The sequence below is a fragment of the Streptomyces sp. NPDC101191 genome (assembly GCF_044767915.1).
Taxonomy (GTDB): Bacteria; Actinomycetota; Actinomycetes; order Streptomycetales; family Streptomycetaceae; genus Streptomyces.
This window is the reverse complement of sequence record NZ_JBIWOU010000005.1, coordinates 22689-49627: the sequence shown is the minus strand read 5'-3', so window position 1 is coordinate 49627 and position 26939 is coordinate 22689. Positions and strand designations below refer to the sequence as shown.

Here is a 26939-nt window from a genome sequence, read left to right as displayed (position 1 = left end):
GGTCCTCCTAGCGTCCTCGACGTGCCATCACGTACCGAACGAGCGGCGCGAGTCGCCGTACTCGCCGATTCCGACACCCGGTGGAAATGGGGTGTGCTCACCGCACGCAGAATCACCGCGGAATCCGCCGCGAACGAAGATCCCCGGGGATTCGTGCTGCGCGGCCGCGCCACCCCCACCACCCGCCAGCTCGCCGAGACCGCGGTGTCCGACACCGCCCCGTGCGAGGTGACGGGAACGGAGTTCCTGCGCGAGGTCCGGGACGCGGCGACGCGCGGCGAGGGATACGACGTCATCGTCCTCGCCCTGGTCGGCGGCACGGTCCGCGCCATGCTCCACGGACTCGCCGAACTCTCCCTGGAGCGGCGCCCGGTGCTGGTCACCGGCTACGTCGGCGTCGTCTACGAGAAGCTCGCCGACGGACTCCTGCTGCGCCACGGCGCCGACGTGGTGCTCGCCAACTCCCGCCACGACGCCGAGCGTTTCCGCGCCGTGTACGAGGGCGTCGGCGCCGACCCGGACGCCGTCGTCGAGGCCGCGCTGCCCTTCCTGGGCGGCGCCCCGTACGCCCCCGAGCCCGGCCGCGACACCCTCGTCTTCGCCGCCCAGCCCTCCGTGCCCGGCACCAAGGCCGAGCGCTCCTACGTGCTGCGCCGGCTGGTCGAGCACGCCCGGGCCCACCCGGACCGCGAGGTGCTGCTCAAGCTGCGCTCCCGGCCCGGCGAGCACACCACGCACCTGGAGGAGTTCCCGTACCAGAAGCTGGTGCGCGACCTCTCCGTCCCGCCCAACTTCCGTCTCGTGTACGGGCACATGGGCGAGGTTCTGGACCGCACCGACCTGCTGGTCACCGTCTCCTCCACGGCCGCCCTCGAAGCCCTGCACCGGCGGATTCCCACCGCGATCCTCACCGACCTGGGCGTCCGCGAGGCACTCGGCAACCACCACTTCATCGGCTCCGGCCTCCTCACCTCCTTCGACCGGATCGACCGGGGCGCCGTACCGGTGCCGGACGAGGAGTGGCTCGCCCGCCAGGGCGTCGGTGCCGACGGCGGGTACGAGAAGGCCTTCGACGCCGCCCGCGAGCGCGTCGCCGCACTCCTCGCGGGTCCCGCGCTGCCGCCGATCGCCCCGTACTACACGGCCGAGACCGCCGGGGGCTACCTGCCCGGCATCCTCGCCCGCCACCGCCTCGACGTCACGGCGCCCGAGCCCCGCGAGAGCGGGGTGCGTCGGGTCGTCCGCGAGGCCGCGCGCGGCGCCTACCGCCACGGAGTGCAGCGCGTCGCCCCCGTCATCCGCCGCCTGGGAGAACTGTGATGACCACCCCGACCGTGCTCGCCGTGATCCCCGCGCGGGGCGGCTCCAAGGGCGTCCCCGCCAAGAACACCGCCCCCGTGGCCGGCATCCCGCTGGTGGGCCGCGCCGTGCGCGCCTGCCTCGGGGCCCTACAGGTCACCGACGTCGTCGTCTCCACGGACGACCCGGGCATCGCGGCGGCCGCCCGCGCCTTCGGCGCGGAGGCGGTCCAGCGCCCCGCCGAGCTCTCCGGCGACACCGCCACCAGCGAGGCGGCCGTGCTGCACGCGATGGACGCCTTCGAGGCCACCCACGGCCGCGCCGTCGACGTGGTCCTCCTCGTCCAGTGCACCAGTCCCTTCCTGACTCCGGGCGAGGTCGGCGAGACCGCCGCGAAGGTCGTCTCGGACGAGGCCGACACGGCCTTCACCGCCGCGCCCAGCCACGGCTTCCTGTGGAAGGACACGGCGCAGGGCGCCACCGGGGTCAACCACGACAAGGCCCACCGGCCGCGCCGCCAGGACCGCGAGGCCGAGTACCTGGAGACCGGCGCCGTGTACGCGATGGCCGCCGAGGGCTTCCGCACGAGCCGGCACCGCTTCTTCGGCCGCACCGCGCTCGTCGTCACCGACCCGGCCCGCGTCCTGGAGATCGACGACCCGCACGACCTCGCCCGCGCCCGCGCCCTGGCGCCGCTGCTCGACACCCCGGCCACGCCGGCGCTCGCCGACGTCGACGCCGTGGTCCTCGACTTCGACGGCACGCAGACCGACGACCGCGTCCACATCGACGCCGACGGACGCGAGTTCGTCTCCGTGCACCGCGGCGACGGCCTCGGCATCGCCGCCCTGCGCAGGGCCGGCGTCCCGCTGCTGATCCTCTCCACCGAGCAGAACCCCGTCGTCGCCGCCCGCGCCCGCAAGCTCCGGATCCCGGTGCTGCACGGCGTGGACCGCAAGGACCTCGCCCTCAAGCAGTGGTGCGACGAGCAGGGCGTCGACCCGCAGCGGGTGCTCTACGCCGGCAACGACGTCAACGACCTGCCCTGCTTCCACCTCGTCGGCTGGCCCGTCGCGGTGGGCAGCGCCCACGACTCCGTACGGGCCGCCGCCCGCGCGGTCACCCGCACTCCCGGCGGCTCCGGAGCGATCCGCGAGATCGCCGCCTGGCTCCTCGGACCCGAGCTCGCCATCCCTGAGCCCCACACCCCCGACGCGTAAGGAACCACCATCATGAGCAACCGTCTTCGCGCCCTCGGCAGCAAGACCGCCGGCCCGGGCCGGCCCGTCTACATCACGGGTGAGATCGGCATCAACCACAACGGCGACCTGGACAACGCCTTCGCGCTCATCGACGTGGCCGCCGAGGCGGGCTGTGACGCCGTCAAGTTCCAGAAGCGCACCCCGGAGATCTGCACCCCGCGCGACCAGTGGGACATCGAGCGGGACACCCCCTGGGGCCGGATGACGTACATCGACTACCGCCACCGCGTCGAGTTCGGCGAGGACGACTACCGCGCCATCGACGAGCACTGCAAGAAGCGCGGCATCGACTGGTTCGCCTCCCCGTGGGACACCGAGGCCGTCGCCTTCCTGGAGAAGTTCGACCTCCCGGCCCACAAGGTGGCCTCCGCCTCCCTCACCGACGACGAGCTGCTGCGGGAGCTGCGTGCGACCGGCCGCACGGTGATCCTCTCCACCGGCATGTCCACCCCGAAGCAGATCCGCCACGCGGTCGAGGTCCTGGGCAGCGACAACATCCTGCTCTGCCACGCCACCTCCACCTACCCGGCGAAGGCCGAGGAGCTCAACCTGCGCGTGATCCAGACGCTGCAGGAGGAGTACCCGAACGTCCCGATCGGCTACTCCGGCCACGAGACCGGCCTGCAGACCACCCTCGCCGCCGTCGCCCTCGGCGCCGCCTTCGTCGAGCGCCACATCACCCTCGACCGCGCCATGTGGGGCTCCGACCAGGCCGCCTCCGTCGAGCCGCAGGGCCTGCAGCGCCTGGTCCGCGACATCCGCACGATCGAGGCGGCGCTCGGCGACGGCGTCAAGAAGGTCTACGAGTCGGAGCTCGGCCCGATGAAGAAGCTCCGCCGGGTCCCGGGACTCGTCGCCGCATGACCGGCCGGCTGGCGTTCGTCGAGAGTCCGGTCCAGCTCCTGAACGTCCTGGAATGGGCCCACGCCACGGCCCTGCGGGGCGCCCCGGCCCGCCTCGGCGCGGTCCCGCCCCAGCCGGACCGGCGCCACGACGCGGCCGCGCCCCCGCTCGCGCACTCCGGCCTCACCGTGGTCGTCCTCGCGCCGACCGACCCCATGTCCCGCGGCCAGCTGCGCCGGATGGCGCAGCTGGCCAGGGACGAGGGGATCACGGTGCGGTGGCAGGACGCGCGGCAGGGCAGGGGAGCCCTGGCGAAGACGCTCAGAGAGCTCTCGGGGCCGCTGCGGGCCGCCGAGCGCGTGATCGTCGGGGACCCCTTCTCGCGCTACGTCCAGCTGCTGCTCACCCTCTTCGGCCCCCGCCGGGTCACCGTCGTCGACGACGGCACGGCCACCATGGAGTTCGCCGCCCAACTGGCGCGCGGCGAACGCCTGGTGCGCTGGCACCGGCGGGGCGGCGGAGGCCCGCGCGAGCTGGTCCTCGCCCCGGTGACCTCGCTCGCCCGCCGCAAGCTCGCGCCCGGCCGGCACCGGACCGTGGAGATCTTCACCTCGCTGCCGGTCGAGCCGCCGCCGGGCACGACCGTCACGGCCAACGACTTCGCCTGGACCCGGTCCCGCTTCGGCCCGCCCCGGCTCACCCGCGGCGCCGACCTGGTCGGCACCTCCCTCGTGGAGACCGGGGTCGTGGACCCCGACGAGTACCTGCGGGCCGTCACCGTCCTCGCCCGCACCCACGGCGCCACCCGCTACTTCGCCCACCGCCGCGAGAGCGCGGAGAAGCTGCACCGCATCGCCGTCGAGACCGGGCTGGAGGTGGTCCGCCCCGATCTGCCGCTGGAGCTCATCGCCCGCCGCGGGCCCGTCGGGCGCACGATCGTGAGCTTCCCCTCGACGGTCGTGCACACCCTGCCCCTGGCCCTCGTCGGCACGGGCGTGAAGGTCGCCGTCTGCGAGATCGCCCCCGAGTGGCTCCGTGACAACGCCTCCCCGCGGGCGCAGGGCTTCCTGGCGGGGGTCGCGGGCACCGCGACTCTCACGGAAAGGCTCGAATTCGGGTAACCATACCCACAGAGGGTGACCATCATGCCCAGGGAACGAGATTTCTTTCCCCTATCGGGTTGAACTTTTCGTGATCAACGGGCAGTTGATCTCCCTGGGGGCCTACCCTTCAAAAGGTGAACCACTTGAAGTCCCGAGAGCCCGGCCCCGAGGCGGCGCCCGCAGCGCTGCCCGGAACGCTGTCCGAACCCCTGCGCGCCGAACTGATCGCGTTCCGCAGGGACTTGCACATGCATCCCGAGCTCGGCAACCAGGAGTTCCGTACCACCGCCGCGCTCAAGGCCCGTCTGGAGGCGGCCGGGCTGCACCCGAAGGTGCTCCCGGGGGGTACCGGGCTCATCTGTGACATCGGGACCTGGGACGGCGGGCGGCCGATGCTGGCGATCCGCGCCGACCTGGACGCGCTGCCCATCCCCGACGTCAAGACCGTCTCGTACCGGTCCACCGAGCAGAACCGCGCCCACGCCTGCGGCCACGACGTCCACACCACGGCCGTCCTGGGGGCCGGACTGGTGCTCGCCGACCTGGACCGCCAGGGCCGGCTGCCCGCGGCCGTACGACTGGTGTTCCAGCCCGCGGAGGAGGTACTTCCGGGCGGCGCCGCCGATGCCGTCGCGGCGGGCGTCCTGGACGGCGTCGGACGCATCATCGCGGTGCACTGCGACCCGAGGGTCGACGCAGGGAAGATCGGCCTGCGGGTCGGGCCCATCACCTCCGCCTGCGACCGCCTGGAGATCACGCTCGACGGCCCCGGCGGGCACACCGCCCGCCCGCACCTGACCACCGACCTGGTGACGGCCGCCGCCCGGGTCGCCGTCGACGTCCCCGCCGTGCTGGCCCGCCGGGTGGACGCCCGGTCCGGCCTCTCGGTCACGTGGGGCCGTATCGAGGCCGGTCACGCCCCGAACGTCATCCCGCAGCACGCCGAGCTCTCCGGCACCGTCCGCTGCCTCGACCTGCCCTCCTGGCGCGAGGCCCCCGACATGGTGCACGCGGCGATCGACGAGGTCGCCGCCCTCCACCGGGCCAAGTCGACCGTCGACTACGTCCGTGGCGTGCCGCCGGTCGTCAACGACCCGGTCATCGTGGAGCTGCTGCGCGACGCGATGACCGCCCGGCGCGGGCCGTACGCGATCGAGGACACCGAGCAGTCCCTGGGCGGCGAGGACTTCTCCTGGTACCTGGAGCACGTCCCCGGCGCGATGGCCCGGCTCGGCGTCCGTGCCCCCGGCGACACCCGGGTCCGCGACCTGCACGCGGGCGACTTCGACGTCGACGAGCGGTCCATCGGGGTGGCGGTCGAGCTCTTCACCGCGGCGGCGCTCATCGACGCCGAGCCGAAGCACTGACCCGGAAGAAGGTCCCCCTGGTCCGACGCGCCGATCCCGTGTTGGAGCAACCGCCAAAATCCGGACGTTAAGTACGACTTATAGGGTGGCCGGACTGCGTTCCTCCGTCCGGCCCACCCGTCGGCGTGTCGATTCGGGGCCCGGCCCGCGGGCCCGCACCAGCGTGTATGACGGGCCGTATCGGGCCGGACGCCGGGGGTGGCCCCCTGGCTGGTTCGCGTCGATCCGATAACGACTCATGAACGGGTCTTTAACTGACATCTACGCGCGTTACGATCGCCGCGAAACCAGCGCCGGAAGAGGCGCTTTCGGTCAGTCTTGAAGGGACCCTCCTCTTGCGCCGGATCACCAGGATCGCCACCGTGGGCATCGCCTCCGCGGCGCTCGCCCTGTCCGCCACCGCGTGTGGCAAGTCGTCGTCGGACGCCGGTTCGAGCTCCAGCAGCTCCAGCGCCGGTGCCACCAAGGCCGCCATCGCCTACGACATCGGCGGCCGCGGCGACCAGTCCTTCAACGATGCCGCCTACGAGGGCCTGAAGAAGGCCGAGGACGAGCTCGACGTCAAGGGCGCCGAGGCCGAGCCGTCCGCCGGAGAGGGCGACGCCGACAAGGTGCAGCGCCTCACCGCGCTGGCCCGCGCCGGCAACAACCCCGTCATCGGTGTCGGCTTCGCCTACGCCCCGGCCATCGAGAAGGTCGCCAAGGCCTACCCGAAGACCACCTTCGGCCTCATCGACGACACGTCGAAGACCGGCAAGAACATCGCCAACCTGGTCTTCAACGAGGAGCAGGGCTCCTACCTCGCCGGCGTCGCCGCCGCCAAGGCCACCAAGAGCAACAAGGTCGGCTTCATCGGCGGTGTCGAGGTTCCGCTGATCAAGAAGTTCGAGGCGGGCTTCACCCAGGGCGTCAAGGACACCAACCCCAAGGTCGAGGTGCTCACCCAGTACCTGACCCAGCCGCCGAACTTCGACGGCTTCTCGAAGCCCGACCTCGGCAAGGCCGCTGCGCAGGGCCAGCTCGACCAGGGCGCCGACGTGATCTACGCGGCCGCCGGTCTCGCCGGTTCCGGTGCGATCGAGGCCACCGCCAAGGCCGGCAAGTGGGCCATCGGCGTGGACTCGGACCAGTACAACCAGAAGGGTCTGGCCGCCTACAAGGACCACATCCTGACCTCGGTCACCAAGGACGTCTCGGACTCCGTCTACAACCTGATCAAGTCGGTCAAGGACGGCAAGCCGCAGACCGGTGAGATCCGCTACGGCCTCGCCACGGACGGCGTCGGCCTCGCCACGTCGAACCCGGCGTACTCCAGCATGACCGACATGGTCGCCGCCGTGGAGAAGGCGAAGCAGGCGATCGTCGACGGCAAGATCACCGTCAAGACCGCGCCGTAACGGCACCAGGTCAGATCCGAACCGAGGGCCCGGCGACGGTGGGACGCCCCCACCGGAACCGGGCCCCGGCCCCATTCCCGTACGGGTTTTCAATTTTCGGCAGTGCTACGCGTGTAGATGTCCCAGCGGCACGATAACTTCGCCCCGCCCTGCCCGTCCGCTCCCGCTCCTTCCGGCCAAGGAGAGTGCGCCATCAACGCGTCCAGCCCCCCTGCCGTAGAACTTCACGGCATCACCAAGCGATTCCCCGGCGTCGTCGCCAACAAGGACATCGCCATCACCGTCCGCAAGGGCACCGTGCATGCCCTCATCGGCGAGAACGGTGCCGGCAAGTCGACCCTGATGAAGATCCTCTACGGCATGCAGAAGCCGGACGAGGGCACCATCGCCATCGACGGGGAGCAGGTCACCTTCTCCAGCCCCGGCGACGCCATCGCGCGCGGCATCGGCATGGTGCACCAGCACTTCATGCTCGCCGACAACCTCACCGTCCTGGAGAACGTCGTCCTCGGCGGCGAGAAGCTCTACGGCATCGGTGCCAAGGCCCGCAGGAAGATCAAGGAGATCTCCGACGCGTACGGCCTGGGCGTCCGCCCCGACGCGCTGGTCGAGGACCTCGGCGTCGCCGACCGGCAGCGCGTGGAGATCCTCAAGGTCCTCTACCGCGGTGCCAAGATCCTCATCCTCGACGAGCCGACCGCCGTGCTCGTCCCGCAGGAGGTCGACGCGCTCTTCGACAACCTGCGCGAGCTCAAGGCCGAAGGCCTGACCGTCATCTTCATCTCGCACAAGCTGGGCGAGGTCCTGAAGGTCGCCGACGACATCACCGTCATCCGCCGCGGCACCACCGTCGGCACCGCCGACCCGAAGACGGCCACCACCAAGCAGCTCGCCGAGCTGATGGTCGGCACCGAGCTGCCGTCGCCGGAGACCCGCGAGTCGACCGTCACCGACGTGCCGATGCTCCAGGTCGAGAAGCTGACGCTCACCGAGGCCGGCGCCGCGTCCGCCGCCCCGCTCACCACCGCCGCCCCGCCGGACCCGTCCGGCGCGGTCGGCCTCCAGGAGGTCGGCGAGAGCCGCAAGCTCCTGGACGGCATCTCCCTGACCATCCACAAGGGCGAGATCCTGGGCATCGCCGGCGTCGAGGGCAACGGCCAGACCGAGCTCATCGAGGCCCTGATGGGCATGAACAGCCCCGACGCGGGCGTCATCACGCTCGACGGCGAGGACATCTCCACCGTCTCGGTGCGCAAGCGCCGCGAGGGCGGCATCGGCTACATCCCCGAGGACCGCCACCGCCACGGCCTGCTCCTCGAAGCCCCGCTCTGGGAGAACCGCATCCTCGGCCACGTGACCGAGGCGCCCAACTCCAAGCGCGGCATCCTCGACCCGAAGGCCGCCCGCAAGGACACCGAGCGGATCGTCCGCGAGTACGACGTGCGCACCCCGGGCATCGACGTCACCGCGGCCTCGCTGTCCGGCGGCAACCAGCAGAAGCTGATCGTCGGCCGCGAGATGAGCCACGGCCCGAAGTTCCTGATCGCCGCCCACCCCACCCGTGGTGTGGACGTCGGCGCGCAGGCGCAGATCTGGGACGCGATCCGCGACGCCCGCCGCGAGGGTCTGGCCGTGCTGCTGATCTCCGCCGACCTCGACGAGCTCATCGGCCTGTCCGACACCCTCAAGGTCATGTACCGCGGCAAGCTCGTCGCGGACGCCGACCCCGCCACCATCACGCCCGAGCAGCTGGGCTCCGCCATGACCGGCGCCGCCAGCGGCCAGCTCGAAGGCGCCGAAGAGCAGTCCGAAGACGGTGACGCCCGATGATGAAATTCGACAAGGACAAGCTGATCATCGGGGCCGCTGGCCCCGTGCTCGCCCTGGTCACCTCGTTCGTGCTCACCGTGCTGGTGCTGCTCGCGACCGGTCTCGACCCCATCGAGCCGATCCGGCTGATGGTCGAGAACGCCGGGTACTCGGACATCCAGGTCCTGATCGTCAACTACACCGGAATCCTCTACCTGGCGGCGCTCGCCGTCGCCATCGGCTTCCGGATGAACCTCTTCAACATCGGCGTCGACGGCCAGTACCGGCTCGCGGCGATGGTCTCCGCGCTGGTCGGTGCCTCGATCGAGCTGCCCGGTCCGCTGCACATCCTCGTGATCGTGCTGACCGCCATGCTCACCGGTGCCTTCTGGGCCGGCATCGCCGGCATCCTGAAGACCACCCGCGGTGTCTCCGAGGTCGTCTCGACGATCATGCTCAACGCCATCGCCACCTCACTGGTGGCCTGGCTGATCCTGCCGAAGAACTTCGGCGTCCAGCCCGAGGGCTCCAACAACCTCACCACCGGTGAGATCGCCGAGTCCGGCTGGTTCCCCGGCATCGACATGGGCGAGGGCAACGGCGAGATCTACGGCTTCACCTTCGTCGCGCTCGCACTCGGCGTCGTCTACTGGTTCGTGCTCAACCGCACCAAGTTCGGCTTCGACCTGCGCGCCACCGGCGCCAGCGAGTCCGCAGCCCAGGCGAGCGGTGTCGACGCCAAGAAGATGGTCCTCACCTCGATGCTGCTCTCCGGTGCCCTGGCCGGCCTGTCCGGCATGCCGACCCTGCTCGGCGAGACGCACACGTACAGCCTCGACTTCCCCGTCGGTGTCGGCTTCACCGCCATCACCGTCGCCCTGCTCGGCCGCAACAACCCGGTCGGCATCCTCTTCGCGGCTCTCCTCTTCGCCTTCCTGGAGAAGGCGTCCTCGTCGCTCGACGTCGAGGGCTATCCGAAGGAGATCACGCAGATCATGCAGGGCATCATCGTGATCGCCGTGGTCGTCTCCTACGAGCTCGTCCGCCGTTACGGCCTCCGCCGCCAGCAGCAGAAGGTCGGCGAGGAACTCGCCGCCGGCGGCGCCATCAAGACCGACAAGGAGGTTGCGGCATGAGCACCGGCACCGCCACCAAGCCGAGCGCCGCGCCCAAGAAGGCGGGCGGCCGCCGCAAGCTGACCTGGCCCTGGATCCTGCTGATCGTCGCGGCCGGTCTCGTCCTCTTCTCGCTGGTCCGGGTCATCTCCGGGGCCAACGACCTCACCTCGGTCGGCCAGGTCTCCGGCGCGCTCCAGCTCGCCGTGCCGATCGGCCTCGCCGGTCTCGGCGGTCTGTGGTCCGAGCGCGCGGGCGTCGTCAACATCGGTCTCGAGGGCATGATGGTCCTCGGCACCTGGTTCGGCGCCTGGGCCGGCTACCAGTGGGGCCCGTGGACCGGTGTCGTCGTCGGCATGCTCGGCGGCGCGCTGGGCGGCCTGCTCCACGCGATCATCACCGTCACGTTCAACGTGAACCACATCGTCTCCGGTGTCGCGATCAACATCCTCGCGGTGGGCTTCACCCAGTACCTGTCGAACTTCACGTTCGCCGAGGCCGAGGGCGGCTCCTCCAAGCAGTCCCCGCGCATCGACCAGATCACCGAGATCACCATCCCGGGGCTCTCCAGCGGTCTCGAGGACCTTCAGGGCAAGCACTGGTTCCTGATCTCCGACCTGGCCGGCATCCTCGGCGGCCTGGTGACCAACCTGTCGCTGCTCACCATCGTCGCGATCCTGCTGATCCCGGCCACCTGGTGGGTGCTGTGGCGGACCGCCTTCGGCCTGCGCCTGCGCTCCTGCGGTGAGAACCCGGTGGCCGCCGAGTCCCTCGGCGTCAACGTCTACAAGTACAAGTACATCGCCGTCGCGATCTCCGGCGCCCTCGCGGGCCTCGGCGGCGCCTTCCTGGCGATCGTGTCCACGGGCATCTACCAGGAGGGCCAGACCGGCGGCCGCGGTTACATCGGTCTCGCCGCGATGATCTTCGGCAACTGGATGCCGGGCGGCATGGCGATGGGCGCCGGCCTGTTCGGCTTCACCGACAGCCTCAAGCTGCGCGGTGGCGCCGAGAACGTCCACGCGCTGCTGCTGCTCGTCGCGCTGCTGCTGGTGATCGCCGCGCTGTGGCAGATGTACCGGAAGAAGTGGGTGGTCGCCGCGATCGGCGCCGTCTTCGCCGTCGGCTTCTTCTTCTGGTACGTGCTCACGGACGAGGTCCCGAGCCAGTTCGTCGACGCCGCCCCGTACGTCACCACGCTGCTCGTGCTGGCCCTGTCGGCGCAGCGGCTGCGGATGCCGAAGGCGGACGGTCTGCCGTACCGGAAGGGCCAGGGCAAGTGACCCCGGCCCCCGGCGAGCCGGACTGGGAGCTGCTGCGGAGGACGGCGCGCGAGGCGATGTCCCACGCGTACGCCCCCTACTCCGACTACCCGGTCGGCGCGGCGGCCCTCGTCGACGACGGGCGGGTGGTCTCCGGCTGCAACGTCGAGAACGCCTCGTTCGGACTCGGGCTGTGCGCCGAGTGCGGCCTGGTCTCGGAGCTCCAGGCGACCGGCGGCGGCCGGCTGACGCACTTCGTGTGCGTGGACGGCAGCGGCGGCCCGCTGGTGCCGTGCGGCCGGTGCCGGCAGCTGCTGTACGAGTTCGGGGGACCCGAGCTCGTCCTGGAGACGCCCGCCGGGCTGCTGACCCTGGCCGAGATGCTGCCGCAGGCCTTCGGCCCGGACCACCTGTCGAAGTAGCAGTGAGGAGCGGCCCCTCCGCCACCATGGAGGGGCCGCTCCTGTCTTCCTCCTCCCCGCACCACCCTCTATGCGCGTAGAAAGAGGCACCACCATGGACGTCATCTCCGTCATCCGCACCAAGCGCGACAAGGGCGAGCTGAGCCCGGAGCAGATCGACTGGGTCATCGACGCCTACACCCGCGGCGTGGTCGCCGACGAGCAGATGTCCGCCCTGGCCATGGCCATCCTGCTCAACGGCATGAACCGCGACGAGATCGCCCGCTGGACCGCCGCGATGATCGCGAGCGGCGAGCGCATGAACTTCGACGCGCTCTCCCGCCCCACCGCCGACAAGCACTCCACCGGCGGCGTCGGCGACAAGATCACCCTGCCGCTCGCCCCGCTGGTCGCCGCGTGCGGCGCGGCCGTCCCGCAGCTCTCCGGCCGCGGCCTCGGCCACACCGGCGGCACCCTCGACAAGCTGGAGTCGATCCCCGGCTGGCGCGCGCTGCTCTCCAACGAGGAGATGCTGAACGTCCTCGACACGACCGGCGCGGTCATCTGCGCGGCGGGCGACGGCCTGGCCCCGGCGGACAAGAAGCTCTACGCGCTCCGCGACGTCACGGGCACGGTCGAGGCCATCCCGCTGATCGCCTCGTCCATCATGTCGAAGAAGATCGCCGAGGGCACCGGCTCCCTGGTCCTGGACGTGAAGGTCGGCACCGGCGCCTTCATGAAGAACATCGAGGACGCCCGCGAACTCGCCTCCACCATGGTCGCGCTCGGCACCGACAGCGGCGTCCGGACGGTCGCCCTGCTCACCGACATGTCCACCCCGCTCGGCCTCACCGCCGGCAACGCGCTCGAGGTCCGCGAGTCGGTCGAGGTCCTCGCCGGCGGCGGCCCGGCGGACGTCGTCGAGCTGACCGTCGCCCTCGCCCGCGAGATGCTCGCGGCGGCCGGCATCAAGGACGCCGACCCGGCGAAGGCCCTCGCCGACGGCTCCGCGATGGACGTCTGGCGCCGCATGATCGCCGCGCAGGGCGGCGACCCGGACGCGACCCTCCCGGTGGCCCGCGAGCAGCACGTCGTGACGGCCCCGTCCTCCGGTGTCCTGACCCGCCTCGACGCCTACGACATCGGCATCGCCGCCTGGCGCCTCGGTGCCGGCCGCGCCCGCAAGGAGGACCCGGTGCAGGCCGGCGCGGGCGTCGAGCTCCACGCCAAGCCGGGCGACACGGTCACGGCGGGCCAGCCGCTCCTGACGCTCCACACGGACACCCCGGAGAAGTTCGACTACGCCCTGAAGTCCCTGGACTCGTCCTGGGACATCGCCCCCGCGGGCACGACCTTCACGCCGAACCCGATCGTGCTTGACCGCATCGCGTGACGCGGTGATCGCCTCTGGCATGTGCCGGTGACACCTTCGGGTGAACGGGGCCGATGGACGTCCATCGGCCCCGTTCGGCATGCTGGGATCGGTGACGACCGATTGAGGAGCACGCCATGAGCGCACTCGCCGTCGAGGCCGGACAGGGTTGGGACGATGTCGTCCGCCTCTGGCACGAGATGGAATGGCCCGAGGGCTGCAAGGTGGAGATCATCGAGGGGATCATCACCGTGGCGCCGTCACCCGCCAATCAGCACAACAGCATCGCCGAGCGGATCCAGCGCCGCCTGTACACGGTGGTTCCCGAGGGCTGGGGCATCTACCAGACCCAGGCGGTTGCCGTTCCGGCCCGGTCGGGCATGTTCATCCCAGACCTGCTCGTGGCGCCTGAGGCCGCTCTGAGGGAGCCCGGCCACTACATCCCGGCTACGACCGCCGAGCTCGTCGTGGAGATCACCTCGCAGTCGAACGCGAACCACGACCGCATCGCGAAGGCTGCCGGCTACGCGATGGCCGGAGTGCCGCTCTATCTGCTGGTCGACCGGTGGGCGCCGGGCGGTCCGACGGTGACCCTCTACGGTCAGCCGAAGGGGGGCGTCTACCGCGTCCTGAGCGCCGTCCCGTTCGGCGAGGAGATCCACCTCCCCGCCCCCTTCGGGCTCACCCTCGACACCGCCGACTTCCCCGTCAGCTGACCGCCCCCGCCCCCAGCAGCCCCGGCAGCTCCCGCATGTGGCCGAAGACCCGGGTGCCCGGGCCCTCCAGCCGGTCCGCCCTCGTCAGACCTCCGCAGTAGCCGAACGCGCGCATTCCGGCCGCGCGGGCCGCCCGGACCCCGTACGCGCTGTCCTCGACGACCGCGCAGCGCTCCGGCGGCACGCCCATCGACGCCGCCGCGTGCAGGAAGAGGTCCGGGGCCGGCTTGCCGCGGGCCACGTCGCGGGCGCTGAAGACGCGGCCCTCGAAACGGTCGAGGAGGCCCGCGCGGGTCAGGTTGCGGTGGATCGAGGCGTGGCTGCCGTTGGACGCCAGGCAGTACGGGACGGACAACGCGTCCAGGACCTCCGTGATGCCCTCGACCGCCGTGAGCTCCGCGTCCAGCGCCTGCTCGTACAGCGGACGGAAGGGCTCGTGCCAGTCCGCCGGGAGCGGGCGGCCGCGACGCTCCTCCACGAGCGCCGTCCAGATCTCGGTCGGGGAGCCCACGAAGTGCTCCACCAGCTCGGCCTCCGTGAACTCGGCGCCCAGCTCGGCGAAGACCTGCCGGTCCACCCGGCAGTAGATCCGCTCGCTGTCCACCAGGACGCCGTCACAGTCGAAGATCACCAGTTCGACGCGATCATGAGTCATGGCGGCGAGCCTACGGGGCGATGAGTTCCGGGCGCCCCGGAGGTCTGCCTGGTGTGGACTCCTCTCGCACTCTCGAACTGCGGCTCACCGGGCGCCCCGCCCCGGACGACGTCGGCCGCATCTGTGCCCTGCTCGACGCTGCCGAACCCTGCCTGGTCCGGTGCGAGATCGGCGGGCTGGGGCGGGCCGATCTCGCCGTCGTGGACGCGCTCGCGCGGGTGCGGCTCGCCGCGCGGCGGCGCGGGCACCGGCTGGAGTTCCGGGGCGCCGCGCCGGAGCTGCGCGGGGTGCTCGAACTCGTCGGGCTCGGCGAGCTGCTGTGAGCGTCAGGCGTCGAGGCGCTCCGGGAGGTCGAAGAGCGGGAACCAGCGCTTCGTGTCGAGGAAGAAGTCCATCCCGCCGATCTTCCCGTCGTTCAGCTGGAGGACGATCAGCGCCCACGGCGCGAAGCCGCCCTCCGGGTCCGGGTGGTAGTGCGCGAAGGCCGGCTGCCCGTTCGCCACGGTCGGCACCAGCTTCGAGCCGCGGCACACCTCGCCGACGCCGAGCATCCAGCCCACGATGTCCTCGTGGCCGCGCAGCCACAGGTCGTACGGCGGCATGGACATCGTCGCGTCCTCGTGCAGGAGGGTCGTCAACGCCTGCATGTCGTAGCCCTCGAAGGCCGCCACGTAGCGGTCCAGGAGCGCCTTCTGCTCCTCGTCCAGCGGGTTCGCCGTGTCCGAGGTGGCCGGGGCCTGCTCCGCGATGGTCGCCCGGGCCCGCTGCAGCGCGCTGTTGACCGAGGCGACGGTCAGACCGAGCAGCTCGGCGACCTCGCTCGCCTTCCACGCGAGGACCTCGCGCAGGATCAGCACCGCCCGCTGCTTCGGCGGCAGGTGCTGCAGCGCGGCCACGAACGCCAGCCGCACCGTCTCGCGCGAGACGGCGGTCTCCGCGGGGTCGGCCACCGAGGGCAGCACGCGACCGTCCGGCACCGGCTCCAGCCAGGTGATCTCCGGGCGCTCGTTGAGCCGGGCCCGGGCGACCGGGGTCGGGTCCGTCAGGTCCATCGGACGGGCGCGGCGATTGCCGGCGTTGAGGGAGTCGAGGCAGACGTTCGTGGCGATCCGGTACAGCCAGGAGCGCAGGGACGAGCGGCCCTCGAAGGAGTCGAGCGAGCGCCAGGCGCGGACCATCGTGTCCTGCACGGCGTCCTCCGCCTCGAAGGCGGAGCCCAGCATCCGGTAGCAGTAACCGGTGAGCTCCGTGCGGTACTTCTCCAGGTCCTCGGTCATCTGTGCAGCCACCGGTCCACCCCGCTCGCCCCTCATCGGCACCCGTTCGACGCCGATGAAGGGAAGCTATCGCAGGGCACCGACAACCGGGGCCGGTTCCGCTCAGGTGCCCAGCTTGCGGCCGTACACGTAGACGTCGTCACCGTTGCGGAGCATGCTCCAGTACGCCTTGGCGTCCTTCTGCGTCATGTTGACGCAGCCGGCCGAACCCGGCGGGTTCCACATGGACTTGGTGACCGAGTGGAAGGCCTGGCCGCCGTCGAAGAACTGCGCGTACGGCATCGACACGTTGTAGAGCGTCGACCAGTGGTTGATGTTGCGCCAGTAGATCTTCTTCAGGCCGGTGCGGGTCTCCGACCCGTCCCGTCCGGTGCGCACCGGCACCGGGCCGTACTTCAGCCGGGAGCCGTCCTGGATCCAGCTGAGCTGGCGGGTCAGGTCGACACAGGCGATCCGGCCCTTGTTGGTCGGGCACTTGCCGTCCCTGTTGGGATTGCTGCCGGCCTGCCGCTGGATCAGCATCGTGTACATCGTCCGCCAGGTCACCGTTCCGGCGTACCCCTGGGCCGGCGTGATGCCGTGCTTGGTCTGGAACGCCTGGATGGCCTTGCAGTCGGTGAGGGACTGCCGCCCGTCGACGGGCCGGCCGAGGAACTGCTCCACCTGCTTCTGGTACGGGCCGGTCGTGACGTTGCACGACGCGGCCTGCGCCGGGGCGGCGGCGAGCGCCACCGTCATGGGTACCACCAGAGACGTGACGGCGAGCCCGATGCCCGCGCGTCTGCGTATTCCGTTCATGATCGTCAACTCCCCCTAGAGTCCTGACCCGTTTGACGCTCGGGGGAGCCGAACAGTTGCAGTGCCTCAGGCAGCCGTGGCCAGTTCGTGACGCCGGGCCGCGACCCGCGCGCTGTGCGTCCCGTAGAGCGTGATCGACACGACCCCGAGCACCGCCACCAGACCGATCAGGACCGTCCCGGCCCAGCCGCCCGCGTGGAAGGCCATCGCGCCGAGCGTGCCGCCCGCGCTGCTGCCCAGGTAGTAGGCGGACTGGTAGAGCGCCGAGGCCTGCGCGCGGCCCGTCTTCGCCGTACGGCTCACCGAGGACGAGGCGACCGCGTGGCCCGCGAAGAAGCCGGCCGTGATGAGGACCAGGCCCGCGAGGACGGCGGGCAGCGCGTCGGCCAGCGAGAGCAGCAGCCCCGCGGTCGTCGTGGAGACGGCGAGGTAGAGCGCCCCGCGGCGGCCGAGCCGCCCGACCAGCCGGCCGGCCGCGGCCGAGGAGACCGTGCCGACCAGGTAGACCAGGAAGATCGAGCCCACCACGCCCTGCGGCAGCGAGAACGGCGCCTCGACCAGTCGGTAGCCGATCACCGTGTACACCGCGCCGAACACCGTCATGAACAGCGCGCCGATCGCGTACAGGCGCAGCAGCAGCGGATCCGCGAGGTGCCCGCGGACGGCCTTCGCCAGCGCCCTCGGGTCGAGCGGCCCGGGCGTGAAGTGCCGCGCCTTCGGCAGCAGGGCGCGGAAGGCGAGCGCGCACACCGCTGCCAGGACGCCGACGGCCGCCAGGCCGGCCCGCCAGCCCCACATCTGGGCCACCCAGCCGGTGACGATCCGGCCGCTCATGCCGCCGATGGAGTTGCCCGCCACGAACAGGCCGATCGCCGCGATCAGCGCCCTCGGCCGCACCTCCTCGGCCAGGAACGCCATGGCCGAGGCCGGTACGCCGGCGAGGGCGGCGCCCTGCACCGCGCGCAGCGCGACCAGGCTCTCCAGGTTCGGGGCCAGCGGCACGAGCAGACCGACGGCGACGGCGACGGCGAGCGAGGCGGTCATCATCGAGCGGCGGCCGACGCGCTCGGACAGCGCGCTGAGGGGGAGGACGCACAGGGCGAGCGCGCCGGTCGCGGCGGAGACCGTCCAGGAGGCGGCCGACGCGGTGGCGCCGAACTCGGCCGAGACGGCGGGCAGGAGCGCCTGCGTGGAGTAGAGGAGGGCGAAGGCGGCCACTCCGGCGGCGAACAGCGCGAGGCTCATCCGGCGGTAGCCGGGGGCGCCGGGGGCGAGTCGGGAATCGGCGGAGCTGGAGTCGGCGACCGTGCTGGTGGCGGCCGCCTTGGTACTGGCGTCAGGCATGCCTCGAACGTAGGCCGCCCCGTCTCATGCGTCCAATGCACGGAACTGCTGTAATCGTTCCCATGGTGCATGAGTACAGGTCACAGCCTCGCCTGTCACCGAACAGTAACGAAGAAGACATGGGACTGCTGCTCGCGCCCCGGCTCGCGTACTTCGCCGCCGTCGCCCGGCACGAGCACGTGACCCGCGCCGCGGCCGAGATGGGCGTGCCGCAGTCGACCCTCTCCCGGGCCATGGTCCGGCTCGAAGAGGACCTCGGCGTCGCGCTGTTCGCCCGCCGCGGCCGCACGGTCTCCCTCACCCCGGCCGGGCGCCGCTTCCTGTCCTCCGCCGAACGCGCCCTCGCCGAGGTCGAGCGGGCCGCCGACTCCGTACGGGCGGACGCCGACCCCACCGCGGGCCGGGTCGCCTTCGGCTTCCTGCACACCATGGGCTCCGAGACCGTGCCCGGGCTCATCCGCGCCTTCCGGGTCGACCACCCCCGGGTCCGCTTCACCCTGGTGCAGAACTACGGCGAGGCGATGATCGAACGGCTCCGCGCCGGCGACCTCGACCTGTGCCTCACCTCGCCGGTGCCGGACGCCCCCGACCTGGTCGCGCGCCGCCTGGACGAGCAGCGCCTGCGGCTCGTGGTCCCCGACGACCACCGCCTCGCCTCGCGCAAGCGCATCCGCCTGGCCGAGGCCGCCGACGAGACCTTCGTGACCCTGGAACCCGGCTACGGGCTCCGCCGCATCACCGACGACCTGTGCGCCCAGGCCGGCTTCAAGCCCCGCATCGCCTTCGAGGGCGAGGAGGCGGAGACGCTGCGCGGACTGGTCGCCGCCGGCCTCGGTGTCGCCCTCCTGCCGCCCCCGGCGGTCGCCCGGCCCGGCGTCGTCGAACTCGGGGTGACCTCGCCGCGCGCGGCCCGTGAGATCGGCGTCGCCTGGCTCGACGGCCACCCGGACACCCCGCCCGTCGCGGCCTTCAAGAGGTTCCTGCTGAGCAAGCGGGGCAGCCTGCTGCCGGAGTGACCCGGGCCGACGTCCCCGCGCGCCGGAGGGCGGGGACGCGGGTCAGCGCAGCGACCGCCCGAAACCCGCCGCCAGCGGCATCCGCAGACCCAGCGGCGGCGGCGCGGCCATCGCGTCCGCGAGCGGCCGGCTGGGCACGCGCCCGAACAGCGTCGACAGCACGAAGTCGGCCGCCAGGGCGTGGACCTCCTCGTGGTACTGGCGCAGCGCGTGCCCGTCCGCGTGCACCTCGAAGCGGCACGTGTCGCGGTTCGCCTTCTTGGCCCGCTCGGCGAAGCGGTAGGACAACTCGGGGTCGGTCCGGGCGTCGTTGGTCCCGTGCACGATCAGCACCCGCCGGCCGACCAGCTGCCGCACCGGCTCCGGCTCGGCCGCCCGGTCGTCCTCCGGCAGCCACGGGGCGACCGCCAGGACCGCCGCCACCGCCGCGTCCCCGCCCGCCCGCAGGGCCGCCCGGGCCCCCATGCCGCGCCCCACGAGACACACCGGCACGTCCCCGTACCGCCGCACCGCCTCCGCCACCGCCCAGGACGCGTCCGCCGCCAACTGGGCGTCCGTGCCGTTCCATCCGCGCCCCCGGTAGCGGACGACGTGCGCGACCAGCCCGTCCCCCCGGCCGGCCCGCACCAGCTGCCGCCCCAGGGGCAGCGCCGTCGCGTGCGCCCGCACGGAGGCCCGTCGCCCCGACACCGGCTCGCCGTCGGGGAGGAGGAGGACCACCCCACCCGCTTCGGTCACCGGGGTCGAGGCTCCGACGGGCCGACCGAGCCGGGGTGTCCGGGTGTCGGCCGGTCCCACGAGTGCGAAGTACGCCATGGCAGAACAGTCTCAGAAGCCGAGGTGTACGCAGCCCGTACGCGCGGTCTCTGTTACGTATCGTCCGCTGAGCGAACGCCGCCGGCCCGAGGGGGCGGCCTGCCGGTCAGGCACGACATTCCCTAGAACCGTTCGAAGCAGTGCACTTCGCCGACCGGTGCGAACCCCCGGCGCTCGTACCAGTGGCGCGGCCAGTCGTCGGCGAGGGCGCTGAGGAAGACCGTGGTGCAGCCGGCGGCGTAGGACAGGCGCAGGGCGGTGTCCAGGACGACCCCGGCGTGGCCCTGGCCGAGGTGGGCCGCGGCGGTGACGAGGTCCTCGATCTGGGCCACGCCGGTGGCCGGGTCGACGTAGAGGTCGGCCCAGGAGGCGACCTCGCCGTACGCGTCGTGGGAGGCGAGGAAGCGCACGTCGTCGGCCCCGCGGCGGCGGGCGGCACGACGTTCCACCAGCGCGTGGACCACGTCCGCCCCGGCGTCCGGCAGGAAGCGCCGCCAGCTCTCGGCCACGGGGCCGCGCAGGGCGGGCAGGTCCACCTCACGCGCGCCGCCGCGCTCCGGGACCGGACCGCCGTGGCGCATGAGGAGGACGATGGAGCGCCGGTAGCCGGCCTCGGTGAGGGGGCCGGCGCACGCCTCGGCGACCGCCGCGTCCGGGATGTAAACGCTGCGGTGCGCCAGATGGGACAGGGCCCCGTCGACCACGGCGGGCAGGGCCTCGGGGTCTGGCGTGCCGTCCACCAGGACGTGGTTGTTCCCGTGGGACAGTGCGAAGGTGTCGTCGAGCGCGGCGAAGCCGCCGGGGAAGTCCACCGTCCGCTCGGCCTGCCGACGGGTGAACGCGGCCAGGAAGGCGCGGATCCGGCGCAGTTCGGGGTCGGCGGGCGGGGCGTCCGGTGGAATGGTCATACGGGCAGGCTAGGCGCCCGCCGCGGGTGTCCGCACCGGAAATCCGGGCTGCGCTGTACGGCGCAGAGGGGCGCGCTCTACGCGCGTAGGGGCTAGAGTGCGGCAATGACGAGCCAGATCCCCAGCACCCCCTCGGCGGACCAGATCCGCCGTGCCCCGAAGGTCCTGCTGCACGACCACCTCGACGGCGGTCTGCGCCCCGGCACGATCATCGAACTCGCCCGTGCGCAGGGCTACGAGAGCCTCCCCGAGACCGAGCCCGACAAGCTCGGCATCTGGTTCCGCGAGGCCGCCGACTCCGGCTCGCTGGAGCGCTATCTGGAGACCTTCGCGCACACCTGCGCCGTCATGCAGACCCGCGAGGCCCTCGTCCGCGTCGCCGCCGAGTGCGCCGTCGACCTCGCCGAGGACGGCGTCGTCTACGCCGAGGTCCGTTACGCCCCCGAGCAGCACCTGGAGGGCGGCCTCACCCTCGAAGAGGTCGTCGAGGCCGTCAACGAGGGCTTCCGCGAGGGCGAGCGGCAGGCCCGTGCCAACGGGCACCGCATCCGGGTCGGCGCCCTGCTCACCGCGATGCGGCACGCCGCCCGCGCCCTGGAGATCGCCGAACTCGCCAACCGCTACCGCGACTCCGGGGTCGTCGGCTTCGACATCGCGGGCGCCGAGGCCGGCTTCCCGCCCACCCGTCACCTCGACGCCTTCGAGTACCTGAAGCGGGAGAACAACCACTTCACCATCCACGCCGGCGAGGCCTTCGGTCTGCCGTCGATCTGGCAGGCCCTGCAGTGGTGCGGCGCCGACCGGCTCGGTCACGGCGTGCGGATCATCGACGACATCGAGGTCGCCGACGACGGCACCGTGGCCCTCGGCCGACTCGCCGCGTACGTCCGGGACAAGCGCATCCCGCTGGAGATGTGCCCCACCTCCAACCTGCAGACCGGTGCCGCGGCCTCGTACCAGGAGCACCCCATCGGACTGCTCCGCAAGCTGCACTTCCGGGCCACGGTCAACACGGACAACCGCCTGATGAGCGGCACGAGCATGAGCCGGGAATTCGAATTGCTGGTCGAGGCATTCGACTACACGCTCGACGACATGCAGTGGTTCACGGTCAATGCGATGAAATCAGCGTTCATTCCTTTCGATGAACGACTGGCGATGATCAACGACGTGATCAAGCCCGGATATGCCGAGCTGAAGTCCGAATGGCTGTTCCAGCAGACGGCCACCACCAGCGACTCTTCCCGTCAGGGCGGCTGACCGGCGGTCTCGGGACGGTGTGCGGAGCGGTCGGGCGTGCCACGCCCGGCCGCTTTTCGGTGATTGCGGTGCGCAACTTTGCTGGTTAGTTTGCGTAGCCACTCTGCATTCCCGCATTCCCCACGCTCTCCGGGCCTTCCCCCGATGCCCGAGAGGCACCCGAGATTCCTGAGGACGTTTTTCTGATGAAGCAGTCTGCTGCCAAGACGCTCGGTGTCGCCGCGCTCGGTGCCGCTTTCGCCGCTGCCGCCGCCGGAACGGCGACGGCCGCCCCGGCCTCGCTGCCGGCCGGCCCCGACGCGCTCGGCCTGGTCACCAGCACCGTGCCGCTGGGCGACGGTGTCACCGAGCTCCCGGACGGCGCGGGCGCGGCCCTCGGCGGCGGCGAGACCGCCCTCGGCTCCGGCGTCGAGCAGGGCGTGAACGCCCTGCCGGGTGCCATGGCGCAGGCCGACAACCTCCCGGGCGAGGTCCAGAAGCAGGCCCAGAGCCTTCCGCTCGGCGGGGCCCAGAGCGGCCTCGCCGCGACCCCGCTCGGCGCGGCCGGCGGTCTCCTCGGCGGCCTGCCGGTGGGCTCCGTCCTCGGTGGCGGCCTGCCCGTGTAAGGCATCGCCCACACGCCCGAGGGCGCCCCTTCCGTGTCCGGTAGGGGCGCCCTCGGCGTTTCCGCGTACGCGACCGTGGTGCGTGCCGGCAGCAGACCGCGTACGCGACCGTGGTGCGTGCCGGCAGCAGACCGTGGTTCCTGCCGGCAGCAGACCCCGGTTCGTGCCGGCGGCACACGTGCCGGTGTGCGTGCGGCGGCTACCAGGCCGTGCTCGGCGACTTTTCCGCCGGCAGCAGCACCCACAGCGCCAGGTAGAGCAGGAACTGCGGGCCGGGCAGCAGGCACGAGGCCAGGAAGATCACGCGCATCGTCCAGGCGGATATGCCGAAGCGCCGGGCCAGCGCCGCGCACACTCCGCCGATCACGCGTCCGTCACGGGGGCGGGTCAGTGCGGCCATGGTGGGCTCCTTCGGAGTCTCGCGGGGGCCGTCCGTCCGGCCCCCGATCTGTCTCCATCCTGGCCCCGGGCGCCGGACAAAACGTCGGTCTACGGGGCGATCCCGACCCTGGGAATCGTCGGGGTCGCCCCCTGAGAAGACCGCTCCTTCCTCCTCCTGCCGGAGGAGGACCCGCGGGAGGACCCGGCCGTGGCGCCCCGGGAGGACCCGGCCGTGGAGCCCTGGGCGGAGCCGGTCCCGGACCCCCGGGAGGAGCCGGTCCCGGAGAGGCGGGAGGAGTCCGGTGCGGATCGCCGGGAGGAGCCAGGCCGTCCGCCCCGGGAGGGCCCCGAGGCGGAACTCCGCGAGGCGTCCGCCCGCGGGCCGCGGCGCAGGCGGGCCCGCGCGGCCGGGACGATCAGGGCGTGCGCCAGCGCCACGCCCGCCGTGTTCAGGAGCACCGAGTCCACGTCCACGACCTGCCCGGGCACCGCCGTCTGCAAGAGCTCGACCGCGAGCGACACCAGCGCGCCCGCCGCCGTCGTACGGGCCAGGGAGGCCCACGGCGAGACGGAGAGCCGGCCGTCGGCCATCGGGAGCAGCACCCCGAGCGGGGCCAGGAGCAGCAGCCCGCCGCCGATCCGCCGGACGGCCTCGGCCGGGCCGAGCGCCAAGTCGACCCTGATCCCGGCCAGCGGGGTCAGATTGGGCGCGGTCACCCACGCCACGTCGCGTGGGCGGAGCGTCACCCAGGCGACGAGCAGCAGATGCGCGAGGAGAAGGAGGAACCCCGCCACGCGTACGACCATGGCGACACTGTCGCCGGAACCGCCCGAACCGCCCGAACCTTGACGCTGCACGCCCCCCAAGACGCGAGCTCCGGCGGAATCGGTTCCGCCGGAGGCCCGAACGGGTTCCCGACGGGCGGAGAAGGAGGTTTACGGCAAGCTCAGGAAGCCGTGGCCGGGGCCGACGGGACCGCGGACTCCGGACGCTCCTTCAGCTCCCGCGGGCAGCTGTAGCGGCGCGGCTCGTACGTCCCGGGGCCGCCCAGGACGACCGAGTCGCCACCGGTGCCGGACGCGCCGGCCGCGCTCTCCGCGAAGGTGCACACGATCTGCGCGAGCGCCGTCGGCGGCAGGTCCTCCGGCTGGCGGCTCAGCCGCAGCGTGCCCGCCGGGTCGCCCTTGTGGCCGGCCGTCACCACCAGCGGGCCCTTCACCGCGGTGCTGAACCCGGCCTGCCGCTCCTCGTCCGACGGCTCACTCTCCAGCTGGGCGAGCAGTGCCGAGGCGGTGCGCAGCGGATCGCCGGAGACCTTCTCCTCAGGCAGCGGCGCCCTGCGGTCCACCGCCTCCAGCTGGGCCCCGCACAGGAGGTACACCCGCAGCGGCACCCCCTGGGCGGCGGACACGTCCGCGCTGCCGCGGACGCTGCACGGTACCCGCGAGGGCGCCGCGCCGGCGTCCACCGGCACCGAGGTCGTCCTGATGCCGCAGCCGGTGACCAGTCCGGCGGCCAGGGTCGCGCCCAGGGCGAGCAGGGCACCCGTACGCCGACGTCTCAACTCTCCTCCACCTCGCCCTGGCTGCTGCGGGTCTGCAGCTCCCGCGCGATCCCCGAGGCGTCCCGGGGCAGTCGCAGCACGAACACGGCGCCGTCCACCCGGCCCTTCTCGTCCGTCGAGTTGGCGGCCGTGATCGAACCGCCGTGGATCAGCGCGTTCTCCATGGCGATCGACAGACCCAGACCGCTGCCGTCCGACCGTGGCCGGGAGGCGCTGGCCTTGTAGAAGCGGTCGAAGACGTGCGGCAGGACCTCCGCGGGAATGCCGGGCCCGTGGTCGCGCACCGCGATCACCAGGTCCTCCGTGGTCTCCCCGCTCTCCGCGTCCTCGGTCCGCTCGGTCCGCACCGCGACCCGCACCGGCGAGCCGCCGTGCTTGAGCGCGTTGCCGATCAGATTGGCGAGGATCACGTCGAGGCGGCGCGGGTCGAGCCGGGACACGATGCCGCGCTCGGCGTCCAGGTCCACCGCGTCCAGCCAGGCCCGCGCGTCGATGCACGCGGTGATCTGGTCGGCGATGTCGACGTCGTCGAGGACCAGCCGGGCGGTGCCCGCGTCGAAGCGGGTCACCTCCATCAGGTTCTCCACCAGGTCGTTGAGGCGCCGCGTCTCGCTGACCACCAGCGCCACGGCCGGGGCGATCATCGGGTCGAGCGCGTCCTGCTCGTCCTCCAGGACCTCCGTCACGGCGGTCAGCGCGGTCAGCGGGGTGCGCAGCTCGTGCGACATGTCGGCGACGAAGCGGGCGCTCGCCTCCTCCCGCGCGCTCATGTCCGCGACCTTCTTCTGCAGGGACTCGGCGGCGCTGTTGAACGTACGGGAGAGGTCGGCCAGTTCGTCGTTGCCGGAGACGCGCAGGCGGGTGTCCAGCTTCCCCTCGCCGAGCTGCCGGGCCGCCTCGCCGAGCCGGTGCACGGGCCGCAGCACCGTCGTCGCCGCGACCTGTGCGAGCAGCACGGAGCCGATCACGGCGAGGCCGGTGGCGATGCCCAGGGACCAGGACAGCGAGTTCAGGTCGGCCTTCTCGGCGGCGAGCGACTTGAACATGTAGCCGGTCGGCCCGCCGCCGTCGATCCTCGTCCCGCCGACCAGGTACGGGGTCGAGCCGCGCTGGGTCCGCTGCCAGAAGAGGTGGTAGGGGTAGGCGTTGTTCTCCGACACCGGCCGTTCGGTCCCGACCGCCGTCTGCAGCGAACGCGGCACATCGGTGAGCGTGAACCTGTCAGGGTCGGAGGCGCCGACGATGGGCTTGCCCGCGTCCCGCTCGCCGATCAGCAGCACGCTGTAGCCGGCGCTGCCGCTCGCCATCTGCTCGGCCGTGCGCCGCAGCTCGTCCTCGGTGGGCCGCAGCGGCAGCGACGCCGCCCGGTTCTGCATCTCCTGGCGGAAGTCGTTGAGCGCGCTGTCCTGGGTGCGCTTGAGCACCGCCTCGCGGTTCAGCCAGTACGCGATGCCGGAGGCCGACACGGCCGCGGTGAGCGCGACCAGGGCGAAGACGATGACGAGCCGGAGGCGCAGGCTGGTGAACCTGAGCACCGAGATGATCCCTTTGCTCACGCAGGGACGTCCAGCCGGTAGCCCACACCTCGTACGGTACGGATCAGGGTCGGCGAGGACGGCACGTCCTCCACCTTGGCGCGCAGCCGCTGCACACAGGCGTCGACGAGCCGCGAGTCGCCCAGGTAGTCGTGCTCCCACACGAGCCGCAGCAACTGCTGGCGCGACAGGGCCTGTCCGGGCCGCCGGCTCAGTTCGAGGAGCAGCCGCAGCTCGGTCGGCGTGAGCTGCAGGTCCTCGCCGTTCTTCGTCACGGTCATCGCCGAGCGGTCGATCACCAGCGAGCCGAAGGTGGCCGAGTCGGTGGACTCCCGCTCGCCGCGGCGCAGCACGGCACGGATCCGGGCGTCGAGCACCCGGCCCTGGACCGGCTTCACCACGTAGTCGTCCGCACCCGACTCCAGGCCCACGACGACGTCGATGTCGTCACTGCGGGCCGTGAGCAGGATGATCGGCAACTGGTCCGTGCGCCGGATGCGGCGGCACACCTCGAAACCGTCGATGCCGGGCAGCATCACGTCCAGAACGACCAGGTCGGGCCGCTGTTCCTTCAGCAGCTTCAGGCCGTCCTCTCCCGTCGCCGCGGTGGCCACACGGTGGCCCTGGCGGGACAGCGAGAGTTCGAGGGCCGTGCGGATGGCGTCGTCGTCCTCGATCAGCAACAGGAAAGGCACGGCCTCATTCTGTCGCATGCGGCCGTCCGAGTTCGACCGTCCGGTCAGTCCTCCGTTTCCGAACCCGTCCGGTTCCCCGTTCGACCCCCCGCCTGTGACACGCCTGTGACAGTCGGCGGACACCGCCATGAAGTGGGC

27 protein-coding genes are annotated in these 26939 nt (G+C 72.0%); 16 read left to right on the top strand and 11 right to left on the bottom strand.

Annotated elements, in window-relative coordinates:
- Positions 1-21 precede the first annotated feature (21 nt).
- The 12 genes from ACIRQF_RS19990 to ACIRQF_RS19935 all read left to right on the top strand — a co-directional run bounded on the left by ACIRQF_RS19990 (position 22) and on the right by ACIRQF_RS19935 (position 13946).
- The gene (locus ACIRQF_RS19990) at positions 22-1320 is read left to right on the top strand and encodes a DUF6716 putative glycosyltransferase (RefSeq protein WP_404093710.1); all 1299 of its coding nucleotides are present in this window, start codon (positions 22-24) and stop codon (positions 1318-1320) included.
- Positions 1320-2519 (top strand): cytidylyltransferase domain-containing protein, encoded by a 1200-nt coding sequence (locus ACIRQF_RS19985; RefSeq protein ID WP_404093707.1) that lies wholly within the window; start codon positions 1320-1322, stop codon positions 2517-2519. Before ACIRQF_RS19990 ends, ACIRQF_RS19985 begins: the two co-directional genes overlap by 1 nt.
- Before the next feature lie 12 nt (positions 2520-2531).
- Positions 2532-3425, top strand: coding sequence for an N-acetylneuraminate synthase family protein (locus ACIRQF_RS19980; RefSeq protein WP_376635653.1), 894 nt, complete (start codon positions 2532-2534; stop codon positions 3423-3425).
- The gene (locus ACIRQF_RS19975) at positions 3422-4525 is read left to right on the top strand and encodes a hypothetical protein (RefSeq protein WP_404093704.1); all 1104 of its coding nucleotides are present in this window, start codon (positions 3422-3424) and stop codon (positions 4523-4525) included. The genes ACIRQF_RS19980 and ACIRQF_RS19975 overlap by 4 nt, the downstream gene beginning before the upstream one ends.
- A 116-nt stretch (positions 4526-4641) precedes the next feature.
- Complete coding sequence (locus tag ACIRQF_RS19970) at positions 4642-5874, top strand: amidohydrolase (RefSeq protein ID WP_404093701.1); 1233 nt, start codon at positions 4642-4644, stop codon at positions 5872-5874.
- Positions 5875-6209: 335 nt separating this feature from the next.
- The gene (locus ACIRQF_RS19965; protein ID WP_389759069.1) at positions 6210-7271 is read left to right on the top strand and encodes a BMP family protein; all 1062 of its coding nucleotides are present in this window, start codon (positions 6210-6212) and stop codon (positions 7269-7271) included.
- A 117-nt stretch (positions 7272-7388) separates the two neighbouring features.
- Complete coding sequence (locus tag ACIRQF_RS19960) at positions 7389-9101, top strand: ABC transporter ATP-binding protein (protein WP_376635661.1); 1713 nt, start codon at positions 7389-7391, stop codon at positions 9099-9101.
- Entirely contained in the window at positions 9098-10216 is a 1119-nt protein-coding gene (locus ACIRQF_RS19955; protein WP_376635663.1) for an ABC transporter permease, read from the top strand. The genes ACIRQF_RS19960 and ACIRQF_RS19955 overlap by 4 nt, the downstream gene beginning before the upstream one ends.
- Positions 10213-11478, top strand: coding sequence for an ABC transporter permease (locus tag ACIRQF_RS19950; protein ID WP_376635664.1), 1266 nt, complete (start codon positions 10213-10215; stop codon positions 11476-11478). Before ACIRQF_RS19955 ends, ACIRQF_RS19950 begins: the two co-directional genes overlap by 4 nt.
- The gene (locus ACIRQF_RS19945; RefSeq protein WP_403520200.1) at positions 11475-11879 is read left to right on the top strand and encodes a cytidine deaminase; all 405 of its coding nucleotides are present in this window, start codon (positions 11475-11477) and stop codon (positions 11877-11879) included. The genes ACIRQF_RS19950 and ACIRQF_RS19945 overlap by 4 nt, the downstream gene beginning before the upstream one ends.
- 94 nt (positions 11880-11973) lie before the next feature.
- Complete coding sequence (locus ACIRQF_RS19940; protein WP_376635668.1) at positions 11974-13251, top strand: thymidine phosphorylase; 1278 nt, start codon at positions 11974-11976, stop codon at positions 13249-13251.
- A gap of 116 nt (positions 13252-13367) precedes the next feature.
- A complete protein-coding gene (locus ACIRQF_RS19935) occupies positions 13368-13946 on the top strand; it encodes a Uma2 family endonuclease (protein WP_404093696.1) in 579 nt (192 codons plus the stop codon).
- Here the strand turns inward: ACIRQF_RS19935 and ACIRQF_RS19930 are convergent.
- Positions 13939-14601: an HAD family hydrolase gene (locus ACIRQF_RS19930; protein WP_404093693.1), complete on the bottom strand. Its 663-nt coding sequence runs from the start codon at positions 14599-14601 to the stop codon at positions 13939-13941. The genes ACIRQF_RS19935 and ACIRQF_RS19930 overlap by 8 nt on opposite strands.
- Before the next feature lie 53 nt (positions 14602-14654).
- Here ACIRQF_RS19930 and ACIRQF_RS19925 point away from each other — a divergent pair, with 53 nt between their 5' ends.
- Positions 14655-14924 carry an STAS domain-containing protein gene (locus ACIRQF_RS19925; protein ID WP_376635674.1) on the top strand — a complete coding sequence of 90 codons (270 nt, stop codon included), beginning with the start codon at positions 14655-14657 and terminating at the stop codon, positions 14922-14924.
- Between the two features lie 3 nt (positions 14925-14927).
- Here the strand turns inward: ACIRQF_RS19925 and ACIRQF_RS19920 are convergent, their stop codons facing one another.
- The 3 genes from ACIRQF_RS19920 to ACIRQF_RS19910 all read right to left on the bottom strand — a co-directional run bounded on the left by ACIRQF_RS19920 (position 14928) and on the right by ACIRQF_RS19910 (position 18020).
- A complete protein-coding gene (locus tag ACIRQF_RS19920; RefSeq protein WP_376635753.1) occupies positions 14928-15878 on the bottom strand; it encodes a sigma-70 family RNA polymerase sigma factor in 951 nt (316 codons plus the stop codon).
- Positions 15879-15980: 102 nt separating this feature from the next.
- The gene (locus tag ACIRQF_RS19915) at positions 15981-16676 is read right to left on the bottom strand and encodes a L,D-transpeptidase (RefSeq protein WP_376635676.1); all 696 of its coding nucleotides are present in this window, start codon (positions 16674-16676) and stop codon (positions 15981-15983) included.
- Positions 16677-16742: 66 nt separating this feature from the next.
- Complete coding sequence (locus ACIRQF_RS19910) at positions 16743-18020, bottom strand: MFS transporter (RefSeq protein ID WP_403520213.1); 1278 nt, start codon at positions 18018-18020, stop codon at positions 16743-16745.
- Between the two features lie 62 nt (positions 18021-18082).
- On the opposite strand from ACIRQF_RS19910, the gene ACIRQF_RS19905 reads away from it, so the two are divergent.
- Positions 18083-19036 carry a LysR family transcriptional regulator gene (locus ACIRQF_RS19905; protein ID WP_376635680.1) on the top strand — a complete coding sequence of 318 codons (954 nt, stop codon included), beginning with the start codon at positions 18083-18085 and terminating at the stop codon, positions 19034-19036.
- 42 nt (positions 19037-19078) lie between these two features.
- Here the strand turns inward: ACIRQF_RS19905 and ACIRQF_RS19900 are convergent, their stop codons facing one another.
- On the bottom strand, positions 19079-19852 hold the full coding sequence (locus tag ACIRQF_RS19900; protein WP_404093688.1) for an alpha/beta hydrolase: 774 nt from the start codon (positions 19850-19852) through the stop codon (positions 19079-19081).
- A gap of 122 nt (positions 19853-19974) precedes the next feature.
- Positions 19975-20760 carry a GNAT family N-acetyltransferase gene (locus tag ACIRQF_RS19895; protein ID WP_404093685.1) on the bottom strand — a complete coding sequence of 262 codons (786 nt, stop codon included), beginning with the start codon at positions 20758-20760 and terminating at the stop codon, positions 19975-19977.
- Positions 20761-20865: 105 nt separating this feature from the next.
- Here ACIRQF_RS19895 and ACIRQF_RS19890 point away from each other — a divergent pair, with 105 nt between their 5' ends.
- A complete protein-coding gene (locus tag ACIRQF_RS19890; protein WP_403520221.1) occupies positions 20866-22020 on the top strand; it encodes an adenosine deaminase in 1155 nt (384 codons plus the stop codon).
- A 185-nt stretch (positions 22021-22205) separates the two neighbouring features.
- Entirely contained in the window at positions 22206-22625 is a 420-nt protein-coding gene (locus ACIRQF_RS19885) for a hypothetical protein (RefSeq protein ID WP_404093682.1), read from the top strand.
- A gap of 199 nt (positions 22626-22824) precedes the next feature.
- Here the strand turns inward: ACIRQF_RS19885 and ACIRQF_RS19880 are convergent, their stop codons facing one another.
- The 5 genes from ACIRQF_RS19880 to afsQ1 all read right to left on the bottom strand — a co-directional run bounded on the left by ACIRQF_RS19880 (position 22825) and on the right by afsQ1 (position 26801).
- On the bottom strand, positions 22825-23025 hold the full coding sequence (locus tag ACIRQF_RS19880) for a PspC domain-containing protein (RefSeq protein WP_376635690.1): 201 nt from the start codon (positions 23023-23025) through the stop codon (positions 22825-22827).
- A gap of 89 nt (positions 23026-23114) precedes the next feature.
- Complete coding sequence (locus tag ACIRQF_RS19875) at positions 23115-23813, bottom strand: VanZ family protein (RefSeq protein ID WP_404093679.1); 699 nt, start codon at positions 23811-23813, stop codon at positions 23115-23117.
- A 140-nt stretch (positions 23814-23953) separates the two neighbouring features.
- Positions 23954-24571 (bottom strand): hypothetical protein, encoded by a 618-nt coding sequence (locus tag ACIRQF_RS19870; protein ID WP_382485387.1) that lies wholly within the window; start codon positions 24569-24571, stop codon positions 23954-23956.
- Positions 24568-26127 carry an ATP-binding protein gene (locus ACIRQF_RS19865; protein WP_382485389.1) on the bottom strand — a complete coding sequence of 520 codons (1560 nt, stop codon included), beginning with the start codon at positions 26125-26127 and terminating at the stop codon, positions 24568-24570. The genes ACIRQF_RS19870 and ACIRQF_RS19865 overlap by 4 nt, the downstream gene beginning before the upstream one ends.
- Complete coding sequence (afsQ1, locus tag ACIRQF_RS19860) at positions 26124-26801, bottom strand: two-component system response regulator AfsQ1 (protein WP_181019089.1); 678 nt, start codon at positions 26799-26801, stop codon at positions 26124-26126. Before afsQ1 ends, ACIRQF_RS19865 begins: the two co-directional genes overlap by 4 nt.
- Between the last annotated feature and the right edge of the window lie 138 nt (positions 26802-26939).